The following is a 14,466-nucleotide window of genomic DNA, read 5'->3' as shown; positions in this document are numbered from 1 at the left end:
GATGAAAGAATATGAATCCAAGGTAGCCTTGTTAGCAGAAATAAAGCAGAAAGCCGACCTCTTTATTGGAGAATTTTCGGTGATTTCTGAGCAGGACAAGGATTTGCTGCTAGACGGAGTGGATCGCAGTCCAGCCCAGATGCTTGCCTATCAATTAGGTTGGTTGAAACTGTTGCAAGGCTGGGAAAAGGATGAACAGGTAGGACTTGACGTGATCACACCGCATAGAGACTTTAAGTGGAATCAGCTTGGCGGACTCTATCAGCAATTTTATAGAGAGTATGGAGACTATTCTTTACAAGAGTTGATGATGCAGTTTGAAAAAGAGGTGGGCGCTATCTTAGAGCAAGTAAACAGCTATATAGATGAGGAGTTGTTTCAGCCGCATCAGCGCAAATGGGCAAGTTCAACGCCTAGCAAGTGGTCTGTTTGGAAATGGATTCATATTAATACCGTTGCACCTTTTACCAACTTTCGAACAAAGATTCGGAAGTGGAAGAAAGAATATGCAATATTATCAGAAACACAATAAGGTGGTCCTATGATTGAAAAAATAGAACGATTGATTGCTGAAATCAATCGCATTCATCAATTGTATTCAAAAGATTATTTTGAAACAGGAAAGGTGGAAAAAGTCAATCTTTCTCATACCTTTAGGAGAGTTCCGACTGAGCATATCTTATCCTATCGTCTTAATTTACATGAATCTATCAATGATTATTTGTATCGTGCGGATGTGAAAGATATCCATTATTATTACCGTGTCAAGACGGCAGAAAGTATCTTGTATAAGATTGATTCCTATAAAAAAAGAGATAGCCACTATCCAGTTAATAATATTTTAAATGATATTTTTGGTGCACGAGTGATTCTTCAGTCTGAGGAGATTCAGGAGATTTTAGAGCGCTTGGATTATTGGAAGGAAACCTATAGTCTGAAAAATTGGTATATCAGAGATAGGGACGGCTATGTCGGTATTCATATCTATTTTAAAAATCAGAGCAATTTCTACTATCCTTGGGAATTGCAGATCTGGGATGAGAAGGATGCAGAAGCGAATATTGAAAGTCATAGGCTATATAAACGTAGCTTTGTAAACTAATAGGAGAAAGAAAAAAGATGTCATTAATGGAAAAAATTCAAGAAACAAAGAACTTTTTGGAAGCAAAAGGTCTTATAGCGCCAGAATTTGGCTTGATTTTGGGGTCTGGCTTGGGCGAATTGGCTGATGAAGTAGAAAATGCGATTGTCATCGACTATGCAGAGATTCCAAACTGGGGTAAATCGACTGTTGTCGGTCACGCTGGTAAATTAGTCTATGGAGACTTAGCTGGTAAGAAAGTGTTGGCTCTTCAAGGACGTTTCCACTTCTATGAAGGAAATCCAATGGAAGTCGTTACTTTCCCAGTTCGTGTGATGAAGGCACTTGGCTGCCATAGTATCATCGTGACAAACGCAGCAGGTGGTATTGGCTATGGCCCAGGAACCCTTATGATGATCAATGATCATATCAACATGATTGGGACCAATCCGCTCATTGGTGAAAACTTGGATGAGTTTGGTCCACGTTTCCCAGATATGTCAGATGCTTACAGCAAGGATTACCGTGGCAAAGCAAAAGAAATTGCAGAGAAGATTGGTGTTCAGGTAGAAGAAGGTGTCTATCTAGGTGTGTCTGGTCCAACTTATGAAACACCAGCGGAAATCCGTGCCTACCAAACCATGGGCGCTTCTGCGGTCGGTATGTCAACTGTACCAGAAGTTATTGTGGCCGTGCATTCAGGGATGAAAGTTTTAGGAATTTCAGCGATTACTAACTATGCAGCTGGGTTCCAAAGTTCACTCAACCATGAAGAAGTCGTCGAAGTGACTACACGCATTAAGGAAGATTTCAAAGGCTTAATCAAAGCAGTCTTGGCAGGCCTATAAGGAGAGAAGAGATGTCTATTCATATTGGAGCAAAAGTTGGCGAGATTGCTGACAAGATTTTATTACCGGGTGACCCTTTGCGGGCAAAATTCATCGCAGAAAATTTCTTAGAAGATGCGGTGTTGTTCAACGAAATTCGTGGCATGTATGGCTATACTGGAACCTATAAAGGGGAGCGTGTGAGCGTGATGGGAACAGGTATGGGAATGCCGTCTATTTCTATCTATGCGCGTGAGTTGATTGTGGACTACGGTGTGAAACGCTTGATTCGTGTGGGGACCGCAGGTTCACTCAATCCAGATGTCCATGTTCGTGAATTGGTCTTGGCACAAGCAGCAGCGACCAATTCAAATATGATTCGCAACGATTGGCCTATGTATGACTTCCCACAGATTGCTAGTTTCAATCTGCTGGACAAGGCCTATCATATCGCTAAAGAATTAGGCATGACCACGCATGTGGGATCTGTCTTGTCGACCGATGTTTTCTATTCAAACTTCTTTGAGAAAAACGTGAAATTGGGAACCATGGGCGTTCATGCTGTTGAAATGGAAGCAGCAGCACTTTACTACCTTGCTGCGCAGCATGGTGTAGAAGCTCTTGGCATTATGACTATTTCAGATAGCTTGGTCAACCCAGATGAGGATACGACAGCGGAAGAACGCCAAACAACCTTCACAGATATGATGAAAGTTGGTCTTGAAACACTGATTTCTAAGTAAGTTATTTTGACAAAATTTACATCTCTAGGGGTGTAAATTTTTTTCTTGCTCAAGACTTGCCTTTTTTTGAAAAATATAGTATAATATAATAGAAAGCGTTTCCAAAAAAAGTGGAAAACTTGCATATTTATTTCGATAAAAAATGAAAACGGTAGGAGTTTACAAAAGCAATGATCAATTTACAAAATTTTGTTCAAACCATGTATGCAAAGCGCATTGAAGATTGTTCGGATCAGGAATTATATTATGCTCTTCTTGCTTTTACAAAGCAACGGAGTGAAGCAAAATGCACCAATGACCAAAAGAAAAAAGTTTACTATATTTCAGCAGAGTTTTTGATTGGAAAACTCTTGTCGAATAATCTGATTAACTTAGGATTATACGATGAAGTAAAACACCAGTTAGCAGAAGCTGGTAAGGATTTGATTGCGATTGAAGAAATGGAAATGGAGCCTTCTTTGGGCAATGGTGGTTTGGGTCGTTTGGCAGCCTGCTTCCTTGACTCCATTGCTAGTCTTGGCTTGAGTGGTGACGGTGTTGGTTTGAACTATCATTTTGGCTTGTTCCGTCAGTTATTCCAGTATCATCAGCAGTCAGCTGTGCCAAATGAATGGATTACCCCACGTTCTTGGTTGACAGAATCTCCGATTTCCTACCAAGTACCATTTGCGAATTTTACCTTGACTTCAAAACTCTATGACATTGATGTGCCTGGTTATAAGACAGAAAAGAAAAATCGTCTGCGCCTCTTTGATTTAGCATCTGTTGACGACAATATCATTGATGACGGTATCGACTTTGATATGGATGATATTTTCCGTAATTTGACTCTTTTCTTGTATCCGGATGATTCAACAGATCAAGGTAAAATCTTGCGGATTTTCCAACAGTATTTCATGGTGTCAAATGCGGCACAATTATTGATTGATGAGGCAGTTGCTAAGGGATCAACTATCCATGACTTGGCAGACTATGCGGTGGTTCAAATCAATGACACCCACCCTTCCTTGGTTATTCCTGAATTGATTCGTCTTTTGGAACTGCGTGGCATTGCCTTTGATGAAGCTGTGGAGATTGTCAAGAGTATGACAGCCTACACCAACCATACCATTTTGTCTGAAGCCTTAGAGAAATGGCCACTTGAATTTCTGAATAAAGTCGTCCCACACTTGGTACCATTTATTGAAGAGTTGGATCGTCGTGCAAAAGAAATAGAGAACAATCCTGCGGTTAATATCATTGATGAGCATGGTCGTGTACATATGGCGCATATGGATATTCACTATGGATACTCAATAAATGGAGTGGCTGCACTTCATACGGAGATTTTAAAATCATCTGAGCTCAAAGCCTTTTATGACTTGTATCCTGATAAATTCAACAATAAGACCAATGGGATTACCTTCCGCCGTTGGCTCATGCATGCCAACCCACGTTTAGCGCACTATTTGGATGACTTGATTGGTCGTGATTATCACCGTCGGGCAGAGGCCTTGGAAGATTTATTGGCTCATAAGGATGATGCAGCCTTCAAGCAAGAATTAGAAAAAATTAAACACCACAATAAACGGAAATTGCAACGCCATATTGCCAAAACACAAGGGGTTGAGGTCAATCCGGATTCGATATTTGATGTGCAAATTAAACGGATGCATGAATACAAACGGCAACAGATGAATGTTTTATATGTCATTCATAAGTATTTGGACATTAAGGCGGGGAATATTCCTGCTCGTCCATTGACCGTATTCTTCGGTGGAAAAGCGGCTCCAGCCTACACAATCGCGCAAGATATTATCCATTTGATTTTGGTCTTATCACAAGTCATTCAGCATGACCCTGAAGTGAGCCCACACCTACAATTAGTGATGATTGAAAATTATAATGTAACAGAAGCAAGTTTCATCATTCCAGCAGCAGATATTTCAGAGCAGATTTCCCTTGCTTCAAAAGAAGCGTCTGGGACAGGAAATATGAAATTTATGCTAAATGGTGCCTTGACAATTGGTACAGATGACGGTGCAAATGTGGAAATTCATGAGTTAGTAGGCGATGATAATATCTACATCTTTGGTCAAGATAGTCAGACAGTGATTGATTATTACGCAAATGGTACTTACAACCCACATCATTTCTATGAAAAAGACGCTATTCGTCCCTTAGTAGATTTTATTACCAGCGATGTTATTCGCCAAGCAGGGGGAATTGATGAGCGCTTGTGGAGATTGCAAGACAATCTGAAACACAATGACCACTTTATGACCCTCCTTGATTTAGAAGAGTATATTGAAACCAAGGAACGTATGCTTGCGGATTATGAAGACCGTGATGCTTGGTTAGAAAAAGTCATTGTTAATATTGCCAAAGCTGGTTTCTTCTCAAGTGACCGCACGATTGAGCAGTACAACGAAGACATTTGGCATTTGGAGAAATAAAAAGGTCCAGTGGACCTTTTTATCTTGCGCTCAAGCGCAATAAGTGAGTGGTATGTTATAAGAGGAGGATAAGAACAGAAGTTGCTTTCTGTTTAACTCCCTTTCCTATGTGGACCTTTTTATCTTGCGCTCAAGCGCAATAAGTGAGTGGTATGTTATAAGAGGAGAATAAGAACAGGAGTTACCTTCTGTTTAATTCTTTTTCCATTTCCTCTTTCTGACGAAAAGGGATGAGTATGGTATAATAGCTTCATGACAAACAGACCAACATCAGCCTATATTCATATTCCTTTTTGTACTCAGATTTGCTATTATTGTGATTTTTCAAAGGTATTTATTAAAAACCAGCCTGTTGATGAGTATTTAGCTGCTCTCATGGAAGAAGTACGTTTCTATGATTTACCCCCTTTAAAAACGCTCTATATTGGGGGCGGGACACCTTCAGCTCTTTCAGCAGAGCAATTAAATTATTTGCTGACAAATCTAGAAGCTATCCTAGACTTGTCGGAAGTAGAAGAGTTTACAATTGAAGCCAATCCTGGAGATTTGACAGCTGATAAAATCGCTGTTCTCCGAAAATCCAAATGCAATCGGGTTTCCCTTGGTGTACAAACCTTTGATAATCGTATGCTCAAGAAAATTGGTCGTTCCCACAATCAAGCCCAGATTTATGAAACGATTGGTGCTTTAAAAGAGGCTGGTTTTTATAATATTTCGATTGATTTAATCTATGCCTTACCAGGTCAGACCATGGAGCAGGTCAAGGACAATGTAGCAAGAGCTTTGGCGCTGGATATTCCTCATATGAGCCTGTATAGCTTAATTTTAGAGAACCATACTGTTTTCATGAACCGACAGCGCCGTGGTACGCTACACTTGCCCAATGAAGATGTCGAGTCAGATATGTTTGAATACATTCTGCAAGAATTAGAAAAAAATGGCTTTGAACACTATGAGATTTCCAATTTTACCAAGCCAGGCTTTGAAAGCAGACACAATCTCATGTACTGGGATAATGCAGAATATTTTGGACTTGGAGCAGGGGCTTCTGGTTATATCAAGGGGATGCGGTATCGTAATCGTGGGCCGATTCAACATTATTTAAAATCCATTCGTGCAAAAGGTCATGCAAGGCTTCACGAAGAGCAGTTGTCGCAGGCAGAGCAAATGGAAGAAGAAATGTTTTTAGGTTTGCGGAAAAAGACAGGAGTCTCCATTGCACGATTTGAAGAAAAATTCCAGACTTCCTTTGAGAAACGCTATGGTCAGGTAGTAGCAGAATTGAAAGCAGAAGGATTACTTCAAGAAGAAGAGGATTGTATTCGAATGACCAAGAAGGGACTGTTTCTTGGGGATACAGTCGCAGAACGATTTATACTAGGAGAGGACTAATGGGACTACGTTATCAGGAAACACTCACTCTACCTTTTGACATGGTAGATGTCAAGCAAGAGTTAAAAATTCCAGGCTTTTTGGCCTATTGTTTGGCCTTGTCTGGTCGCCAATCGGAACTTCTTGGACGTGCAGACAAAGCTATTTTTGAAGAGTATGGCTTGGTTTGGGTGGTGACGGATTATGAGGTAGATATTCATCGTTTACCACGCTATCAAGAAACCGTTACGATTGAGACAGAAGCAAAGTCTTACAATAAATTCTTCTGTTATCGGACTTTTCATATTTATGATGAAACGGGAGCTTTACTGATTAAAATTTTAGCCTATTTTGTCTTGATTGATTTTGAGACGAGAAAGGTCAGTCCTGTTCCAGAGGAATTGATTGCTCCGTATCAATCAGAAAAAGTGAAAAAAGTAGCGCGCGCGCCCAAATATGACACCTTAGGAGAAAGCGTTGAAGCAGAGCGAGAAGTGCGGTATTTTGACATAGACTTAAATGGTCATGTTAACAATAGTAAATACCTCGAGTGGATGTATGAGAGCTTAGACTATGATTTTCTTCTTCAGCATCGGCCAGTCTATTTTCAGCTTAAGTATATAAAAGAAGTGGCACCAGGGTCTTTAGTGACGACAAAAGCTGTTCAAGAAGAAGGTGTCAGTCAGCACGAAATCTGGTCCAATGGCCAACTCAATGCCCAAGGTATGATTAAATGGGAGAAAAGAGATGACAGAGGATAAGTGGCTCAAGTGGGCAATCCGTTTGCAGGCCTTGGCACAGACAGGTCTGGCTTATGGCAAAGATGTCTATGACATTGAACGATTTGAAGAAATTCGCCGGATAGCTGCTGAAATGTTGGTTGAGCCCTCAGGCTTACCCTTGGAAACAGTACACGATTTATTTTGTAATGAATCAGGTTATCAGACTCCAAAATTAGACACACGAGCAGCGATTATTGAACAAGAGAAGATTCTTTTGGTGCAAGAAAATGATGGCCTATGGTCGCTACCAGGAGGTTGGTGCGATGTTGATCAGTCAACGATGGACAATGTCATCAAGGAAGTACAGGAAGAAGCAGGACTTGAAGTAGAGGTGGAACGATTAGTGGCTATTTTGGATAAGTCAAAGAGCAATCCTAGTCGTTCTGTCCACCATGTGACCAAGATTTTTTACCTATGCCGAAGAATCGATGGGCAATTTCAGGCAAATTCAGAAACCGTTGCAAGTGACTACTTTGCTTTGGATGATTTACCTCCCCTGTCTTTGACGAAAAATACAGCCGAACAAATAGCGCTTTGTTTTGAAGCACATCAGGCGGAGCATTGGGAAGCACGATTTGAATGAGGAGATTAGATGACCTATACAGGATATTTGATTGATTTAGACGGTACGATTTATAAGGGAAAAGATCGCATTCCAGCAGGAGAACGATTTGTTCATGCCTTGCAGGAGCGGAATCTTCCCTATCTTTTTGTGACCAATAATACCACTCGTCGACCAGAAGTGGTTCAAGCTATGTTACGTGAGCAATTTCATATTGATACACCACTTGAAACAATCTATACTGCCAGTCTTGCGACAGTGGATTATATGAATCAAATGGGTAAGGAAAAAACGGTCTATGTGATTGGAGAAGAGGGCTTAAAATCAGCTATCTCTGAAGCAGGTTATGTAGAAGAAACGGAAAATCCTGCCTATGTCGTGGTTGGATTGGACACGGATCTGACCTATGAAAAATTAGTCTGTGCCACTTTAGCGATTCAAAAGGGAGCTATCTTTATTGGAACCAATCCCGACTTAAATATTCCAACAGAACGAGGCTTGTTACCGGGTGCGGGTTCTTTAATTGCCTTGCTAGAAGCTGCGACAAGGGTCAAAGCAACCTTTATTGGTAAGCCCCAAGCAATTATTATGGACAATGCCTTGTCCATTTTGGGAACGGAGCGGAGTAAGACCCTCATGGTTGGGGATAATTATTTGACCGACATTCGAGCAGGGATTGATAATGGATTTCCTACTCTCTTGGTCTTGACAGGATTTACGAAAGTAGAAGAGGTTGCTACCTTACCTATAGCTCCGACGCATATCTTAAACAGTTTAGATGAATGGAGGTTTGATGAAAACTAAATTTTCGCTTATTGCTAGCCTCTTCTTTCTCTTGTCAACAGCGGTTGTTGCTACGATTTACCTAGCTTGGCTCCTCTATCCCTTGGAAGTGAAATGGCTGGGGTTAGAACAGGTTGTCTATATGAAAAGTGCGGATATTGGCTATAATTTTACAATCCTTCTGCGCTATTTGACCCTACCTTGGGAACAAGTTCTAGCCATGCCGAATTTTCCTTCGTCTGCGGACGGATTGCATCATTTTAAGCAAGTCAAATGGCTCTTCCACTTAGCTCAGGCTATTGTTCTGATTAGTTTGCCTGGTTTTCTGTCCTTTTACAAACAGGTGATGAAAAAAGGGTATGGAAAATTGTATCGTCCCATTTTTGTCGTGGCAGCTCTTGTGCCAGTCGTAATTGGAATGGTTGGTTTTATGATTGGATTTGATCAATTTTTTACACTTTTTCATCAGATACTGTTTGTTGGTGACAGCACTTGGCTCTTTAATCCCAATACGGACCCTGTTATTTACATTTTACCGGCTGAATTTTTCCTCCATTGCTTCCTATTGTTCTTTGTCTTGTATGAAGGATTTTGTCTTAGCATGATTCTTGCCTGTAAGTCAAAAAGAAAAGCAAGGTAAAGTTTGAGAAAATTTCTGCAAACACCTTGACAAAATGAAGGGATAGAAGTATAATAGTGTAGACTTTGAAATTGAGGGGAGTGAAAATAATGTCAAAAACAGTTGTACGCAAGAACGAATCACTTGATGATGCTCTTCGTCGTTTCAAACGTGCGGTTACGAAAGCTGGTACTCTTCAAGAAACACGCAAACGCGAATTCTATGAAAAACCATCTGTAAAACGTAAACGCAAATCAGAAGCAGCTCGCAAGCGTAAAAAATTCTAACATTTGAAAAACAGCTGTAAGGCTGTTTTTTCTGTCTAATCTATACTAATATAAAGGAGTTTGTCATGAGTATTTTAGTAACAGGTGGTGCAGGTTACATTGGTAGCCATACCGTGGTTGAATTGTTGAAATTAGGCAAAGAAGTTGTAATTGTCGATAATTTATCCAATTCAAGTTTATTGGTCTTAGATAGAATTAAGGAAATAACAGGCAAAACTCCAACATTTTATGAGTTAGATGTGGCAGATAAGGACGGTCTAAGGGCTATATTTAAAAAGGAACAGATTGATGCTGCGATTCATTTTGCTGGTTACAAGGCAGTTGGTGAGTCTGTAGAAAAGCCTGTCATGTATTATGAAAATAATATCATGACGACACTTGCCTTGGTTGAAGTAATGGCTGAATTTAGTGTGAAAAAGGTAGTTTTCAGCTCAAGTGCAACAGTCTATGGTCTGAACAATCCTTCCCCACTCGTTGAAACCATGCCAACCAGCGCGACCAATCCCTACGGCTATACTAAGGTTATGTTGGAGCAAATTTTGCGAGATGTAGCGGTAGCAGATGGTGAATGGAGTATTGCCTTACTCCGCTATTTCAACCCAATTGGGGCCCACGAGTCAGGTTTAATTGGTGAAGATCCTGCAGGGATTCCAAACAATCTCATGCCTTTTATTGCGCAGGTAGCCGTTGGAAAACGACCTGAATTAAGCATTTTCGGAAATGATTATGATACAGTAGACGGAACAGGAGTCCGTGATTACATTCACGTCGTGGATTTAGCACTCGGGCATATTAAGGCTTTGGAGAAGATTGCAGATACAAGAGGTGTCTACACGTATAACCTTGGTTCAGGTCAGGGTACAAGCGTTTTAGAGCTGGTACAGGCCTTTGAAAAAGTCAATGGCGTGCCAGTGCCCTACAAGATTGTGGATCGCCGTCCTGGGGATGTAGCAACCTGCTTTGCCAATGCAGATAAGGCTCTTGCAGAATTAAGCTGGAAAACCGAAAAAACAATTGAAGATATGTGCCGCGACACATGGAATTGGCAAGCAAAGAACCCGAATGGGTATGAGAAATAAGAAAACTGAAAGGAGTTGGAGAAATCCGGCTTCTTTTTTATCAGTAGCGAAAGACTGGATTTTTATAGGAAAGTTCGCTACAATAAAACAAATGGACAAATGTCTTTGTAAATCCTTGAAAGAGATAAAAAAGAGTGATAATTAAGAGAAATCAAAGACAAATTTCCTGTACAAACCAAAAAGAAAGCGCTATCATTGTAATAAAGAGCGGTAGCGGAGAGGCTAGAAGATGACGTCTGATTTGCAAACCATTGCGACAATTTTAGAAACGGAACCTGTTATTTTCCAATTGCTAAAACAATGTCCTTATGAAATTTTACGGATGATTCGGGTTCGCTGTTATAGGGATGGAGAATTCGAACTAGCTGAGGGACGAGTTCATCACCATTTTTATATCATCGTACGAGGAGAAGTGGATATTTACTCGGAGTCAGAGTATGGCAAGAAATACTTTTTGACGACCTACCATACGGGAAACTTTATTGGAGAAATGGAAATTTTCCAGCAACTACCTTATATTAGCCATGTTCAAGGGAGAGGACAAGTGACGGTCTTGGAGCTGGAACGCTCTCTTTTACTTCGTTGGATGTCGTTAGATCAAAATTTTAATCGTCTCTTTATCCAGAAGATTTGCGAAAGCTCTTATCAGATGTGTGAGCGGATGAAGCGCAATAATCTGTACAATCTAAAGCAGCGAATTTGCTATTATTTGTTGGAACAGTTTGACTTGCGCAACCAGCGAGATATTATTTGGAATTCAGAAGAGATGAGTCAGAAAATGGCTGTTACTCAACGGAGTGTTAATCGCGTCTTGAAAGAATTGCGAGAACAAGGCATCATCTATCTTTCACAAGGAAAGATTCATCTTATCAATCGCTCAAAATTAGAAACTTTATTACGTTAGGAGGAATATTTATGCAACCTCATATTCGTTGTGGAAAAGAGCATGCAGCACGATATGCGATTTTACCAGGAGATCCGATGCGGGTTGACCGAGTCGCGGAGTTTTTAGACAATGCAGTTTCAATCGCCTTTAATCGGGAGCATAAAAGTGTTCGCGGGACTTATAAGGGAATTCCTGTTCTTGTTGTTTCTACAGGTATGGGAGGCCCCTCGACGGGAATTGCGGTGGAGGAGTTGCACAATATAGGAGTGACTCACATGATTCGGATTGGCTCTTGTGGAGCTTTACAAGAGCCGATTGAACTAGGTGATCTGCTGATTTTAAATGGAGCTGTTCGAGATGAAGGGACTTCAAAAGCTTACATTGACACAGCTTTCCCAGCAATTCCAGATACCAAGGTTTTAGTTGCTTTGATACGAGCTGCTGAGACACAAGGGATTAGGCATCATATTGGTATTGGTCGCAGTCATGATAGCTTTTATACCGACCGGGAAGAAGCAATTGATGCGTATTGGTCTAAACAAGGTGTGCTGGGAGCAGATATGGAAAGTGCAGCCCTCTTTACAATCGGTGCACTCAGAGGAGTCAAAACAGGTTCTATTTTAAATACCGTAGCCTTGTTTGAGGGAGATCTGGGTCAGGACATCAATGGCTATGTCAATGGGGATGAGTTGGCAGCAAGTGGAGAAAAAAATGAAATCCTGACCGCTCTTAAAGCAATTGTTCTTTTAGAAAATGAAAGGAAGGAGTCTTGAGATGAATTGGAAACAGAATAATCCGTGGTCGCTAAAGTTTAATACTGCCGCACTCGTGTTGATTCCAGCTGGGGTAGGGATTAACTATATTGGTAAACTCTTTGCAGGGGTACTGAAACTACCGCTTTGGCTCGATTCAATTGGGACCTGTCTATCAGCTTGTTTGGCTGGACCAGTAGTAGGAGCTATTGTAGGAATCATGAATAATGTCATCTATGGCTTGACGGTTGATCCGATTGCTACTGTATATGCTCTCACCAATGCTGCACTAGGAATTACGGTTGGTTGTATGGCCTACTATGGTAGTATGAAAAAATTAAGCGGGGCTCTTCTAACGGGGATTGTCGCAGGTCTTGCTGCGGTCCTTGTTTCCACGCCTTTGAACATGATTTTCTGGGGTGGAACAACAGGAAATCTTTGGGGAGATTTAGTTTATGCTGGTATGCTATCTCAAAACTATCCTGTTTGGCTCGCTTCTTTTATGGATGAAGTCGTGGTAGACATTCCTGATAAAATAGTCGTCCTCATTCTTGTATTGAGTCTTTATAAGAGCTTGCCAAAGAGTCTTTTATCACTCTACCAGACCAACAGTGTGATTGAGAGTTTAGATTAGGAGGAAGACAGTATGAAAACTATGAGTTTATACGAAGAAAAACATTCGTTTCTGAATCGCTTGTCGTCTCTCACAAAGATTGTCTATGTACTAGCAGCTATTGTCATTCCAATCCTTGCTAATGAATGGTGGTGTTTTGGAATCACCATTGTCTTAAGCGCTCTTTTACTAGCTCACTCCAAGGTGATTTCTAGAACATTTCCAATTGTGAGTCTATCGTCCTTTGTTATTTTGACGGTTGCAATTATTCAGGGACTGTTTCGACAAGGTAACGAAACGCCTGTTCTTACGCTAGGACCAGTGACTTTTTATCAAGAAGGGCTTTTATTTGCTCTAGGGATTGCTTTGAATATCTATAATATTATTCTTGCATTTTGTGTATTGATTCTCACAACAAAATCATCAGATATGATTGAAGACCTTGTACGCAAAGGCTTTTCACCACGCATGGGCTATGTCTTTATCTCCCTCTTCCAACTCATCCCTCAGATGACTAGTCGCATGGCGACGATTACAGATGCGCAAAGAAGCCGTGGAATGGAGACCGAGGGCTCGCTATTAGTTCGGATTAAGGCATTCTTGCCTTTAGTATCACCTGTCATAATGAGTTCATTTATTGAAACCAAGGAGCGGGCGATTGCCTTAGAAGTACGCGGGTTTAATTCAAAAGCTAAGAAAACATTTATTACCCCGCCAGTTCGTTCAGTATATGATCGTCCGATTCAACTGATGTGTGTAGCAGGGTTGATTGCAGCATTGATTTGGAGGTTAGTATAATGGCTACGATTCGTATTGAAAATCTAAAATATCGCTATCCTCATACGGAAACCTTGGCCTTAGATGGTATCTCCTGTGAGATTCAACCAGGAGAGTTTATCGGAGTTATTGGGCGAAATGGTTCAGGAAAGAGTACGTTTTGTCAGGCCTTGACAGGCTTGGTGCCTAATTTTTATCGAGGCGCCTATGGCGGGAAGGTATGGATTGACCAGACGGAAGTTAAGACGGTAGAAGTTGATGATTTATGCCAGAAAGTGGGAAGCGTCTTTCAGAATCCTTTCAACCAAGTGACGGGCTCAAAATCAACAGTCTATGAAGAAATTGCCTTTGGACTAGAAAATTTTGGTGTTCCTCGTGGTGAAATGCAGGAACGGATCGAAGAAAGTTTGGAATTGTTGGGAATTTCAGAATACCGCAATCGAGCTCCCTTTGATTTGTCAGGTGGGCAGATGCAACGGATGGCCATTGCAAGTATTATCGCTATGCGACCAGAGGTGATTATCCTAGATGAGCCGACTTCACAGCTAGATCCTCAAGGAAGTGAAGCAGTGTTTCAGGCTATTCAAACCTTGAGTAAACAAGGTATTACCGTGATTATGGTCGAACATAAAATTGAAAAAATCGCGGCCTATAGCGACCGAGTTCTGTTATTAGATGCAGGAAAATTAGTTGCTTTTGATACACCGCAAGAGATATTTTCACGTCCTGATTTAGAAGAACACGGCGTTGTGCCACCGACATTTACGCAGATTTGCAAGGACTTGAATCTTACCTTGCCAGATAGCCATCTTTATCCAGTGACTCTTGAAGAAGCTCAGTATTTATTAGCGAAGAGCGAGGAATAAACT

The 14,466-nt window shown here is 40.9% G+C and carries 17 protein-coding genes; all 17 read left to right on the top strand.

Annotation, left to right across the window (positions count from 1 at the left end):
• The first annotated feature begins 1 nt into the window (after position 1).
• The 17 genes from J5M87_RS05905 (at position 2) to J5M87_RS05825 (ending at position 14,463) form a co-directional block, all read left to right on the top strand.
• Positions 2–532 carry a ClbS/DfsB family four-helix bundle protein gene (locus J5M87_RS05905; protein WP_154608068.1) on the top strand — a complete coding sequence of 177 codons (531 nt, stop codon included), beginning with the start codon at positions 2–4 and terminating at the stop codon, positions 530–532.
• 9 nt (positions 533–541) lie between these two features.
• On the top strand, positions 542–1,102 hold the full coding sequence (locus J5M87_RS05900; RefSeq protein WP_154608067.1) for a nucleotidyltransferase family protein: 561 nt from the start codon (positions 542–544) through the stop codon (positions 1,100–1,102).
• A gap of 17 nt (positions 1,103–1,119) precedes the next feature.
• Positions 1,120–1,929 (top strand): purine-nucleoside phosphorylase, encoded by an 810-nt coding sequence (locus J5M87_RS05895; protein WP_154608066.1) that lies wholly within the window; start codon positions 1,120–1,122, stop codon positions 1,927–1,929.
• A gap of 11 nt (positions 1,930–1,940) precedes the next feature.
• Positions 1,941–2,651, top strand: coding sequence for a purine-nucleoside phosphorylase (gene deoD / locus J5M87_RS05890; protein ID WP_154608065.1), 711 nt, complete (start codon positions 1,941–1,943; stop codon positions 2,649–2,651).
• 170 nt (positions 2,652–2,821) lie between these two features.
• Positions 2,822–5,086, top strand: coding sequence for a glycogen/starch/alpha-glucan phosphorylase (locus J5M87_RS05885; protein ID WP_154608064.1), 2,265 nt, complete (start codon positions 2,822–2,824; stop codon positions 5,084–5,086).
• Between the two features lie 252 nt (positions 5,087–5,338).
• On the top strand, positions 5,339–6,478 hold the full coding sequence (gene hemW / locus J5M87_RS05880; RefSeq protein WP_154608063.1) for a radical SAM family heme chaperone HemW: 1,140 nt from the start codon (positions 5,339–5,341) through the stop codon (positions 6,476–6,478).
• On the top strand, positions 6,478–7,218 hold the full coding sequence (locus J5M87_RS05875; RefSeq protein WP_154608062.1) for an acyl-ACP thioesterase domain-containing protein: 741 nt from the start codon (positions 6,478–6,480) through the stop codon (positions 7,216–7,218). Before hemW ends, J5M87_RS05875 begins: the two co-directional genes overlap by 1 nt.
• Positions 7,205–7,822: an NUDIX hydrolase N-terminal domain-containing protein gene (locus J5M87_RS05870; protein WP_154608061.1), complete on the top strand. Its 618-nt coding sequence runs from the start codon at positions 7,205–7,207 to the stop codon at positions 7,820–7,822. The genes J5M87_RS05875 and J5M87_RS05870 overlap by 14 nt, the downstream gene beginning before the upstream one ends.
• 9 nt (positions 7,823–7,831) lie before the next feature.
• Positions 7,832–8,605 carry a TIGR01457 family HAD-type hydrolase gene (locus tag J5M87_RS05865; RefSeq protein ID WP_154608060.1) on the top strand — a complete coding sequence of 258 codons (774 nt, stop codon included), beginning with the start codon at positions 7,832–7,834 and terminating at the stop codon, positions 8,603–8,605.
• Positions 8,595–9,224: a TIGR01906 family membrane protein gene (locus tag J5M87_RS05860; protein WP_154608059.1), complete on the top strand. Its 630-nt coding sequence runs from the start codon at positions 8,595–8,597 to the stop codon at positions 9,222–9,224. Before J5M87_RS05865 ends, J5M87_RS05860 begins: the two co-directional genes overlap by 11 nt.
• Positions 9,225–9,313: 89 nt before the next feature.
• The gene (gene rpsU, locus J5M87_RS05855) at positions 9,314–9,490 is read left to right on the top strand and encodes a 30S ribosomal protein S21 (protein ID WP_000048054.1); all 177 of its coding nucleotides are present in this window, start codon (positions 9,314–9,316) and stop codon (positions 9,488–9,490) included.
• 65 nt (positions 9,491–9,555) lie between these two features.
• A complete protein-coding gene (gene galE / locus J5M87_RS05850) occupies positions 9,556–10,569 on the top strand; it encodes a UDP-glucose 4-epimerase GalE (RefSeq protein WP_154608058.1) in 1,014 nt (337 codons plus the stop codon).
• Between the two features lie 229 nt (positions 10,570–10,798).
• Positions 10,799–11,473 (top strand): Crp/Fnr family transcriptional regulator, encoded by a 675-nt coding sequence (locus J5M87_RS05845; RefSeq protein ID WP_154608057.1) that lies wholly within the window; start codon positions 10,799–10,801, stop codon positions 11,471–11,473.
• A gap of 11 nt (positions 11,474–11,484) precedes the next feature.
• Complete coding sequence (locus J5M87_RS05840) at positions 11,485–12,228, top strand: nucleoside phosphorylase (protein WP_154608056.1); 744 nt, start codon at positions 11,485–11,487, stop codon at positions 12,226–12,228.
• Between the two features lies 1 nt (position 12,229).
• On the top strand, positions 12,230–12,841 hold the full coding sequence (locus tag J5M87_RS05835) for an ECF transporter S component (RefSeq protein ID WP_119876500.1): 612 nt from the start codon (positions 12,230–12,232) through the stop codon (positions 12,839–12,841).
• Between the two features lie 12 nt (positions 12,842–12,853).
• Entirely contained in the window at positions 12,854–13,618 is a 765-nt protein-coding gene (locus J5M87_RS05830; protein WP_160463192.1) for an energy-coupling factor transporter transmembrane component T family protein, read from the top strand.
• Positions 13,618–14,463 (top strand): energy-coupling factor ABC transporter ATP-binding protein, encoded by an 846-nt coding sequence (locus J5M87_RS05825; RefSeq protein ID WP_119876501.1) that lies wholly within the window; start codon positions 13,618–13,620, stop codon positions 14,461–14,463. Before J5M87_RS05830 ends, J5M87_RS05825 begins: the two co-directional genes overlap by 1 nt.
• Positions 14,464–14,466 lie beyond the last annotated feature (3 nt).

The organism is Streptococcus sp. zg-86 (assembly GCF_017639855.1).
Classification (GTDB): Bacteria; Bacillota; Bacilli; order Lactobacillales; family Streptococcaceae; genus Streptococcus; species Streptococcus zhangguiae.
Note: the sequence above shows the minus strand (reverse complement) of the source record. Positions and strands in the feature narration are given on the sequence as shown.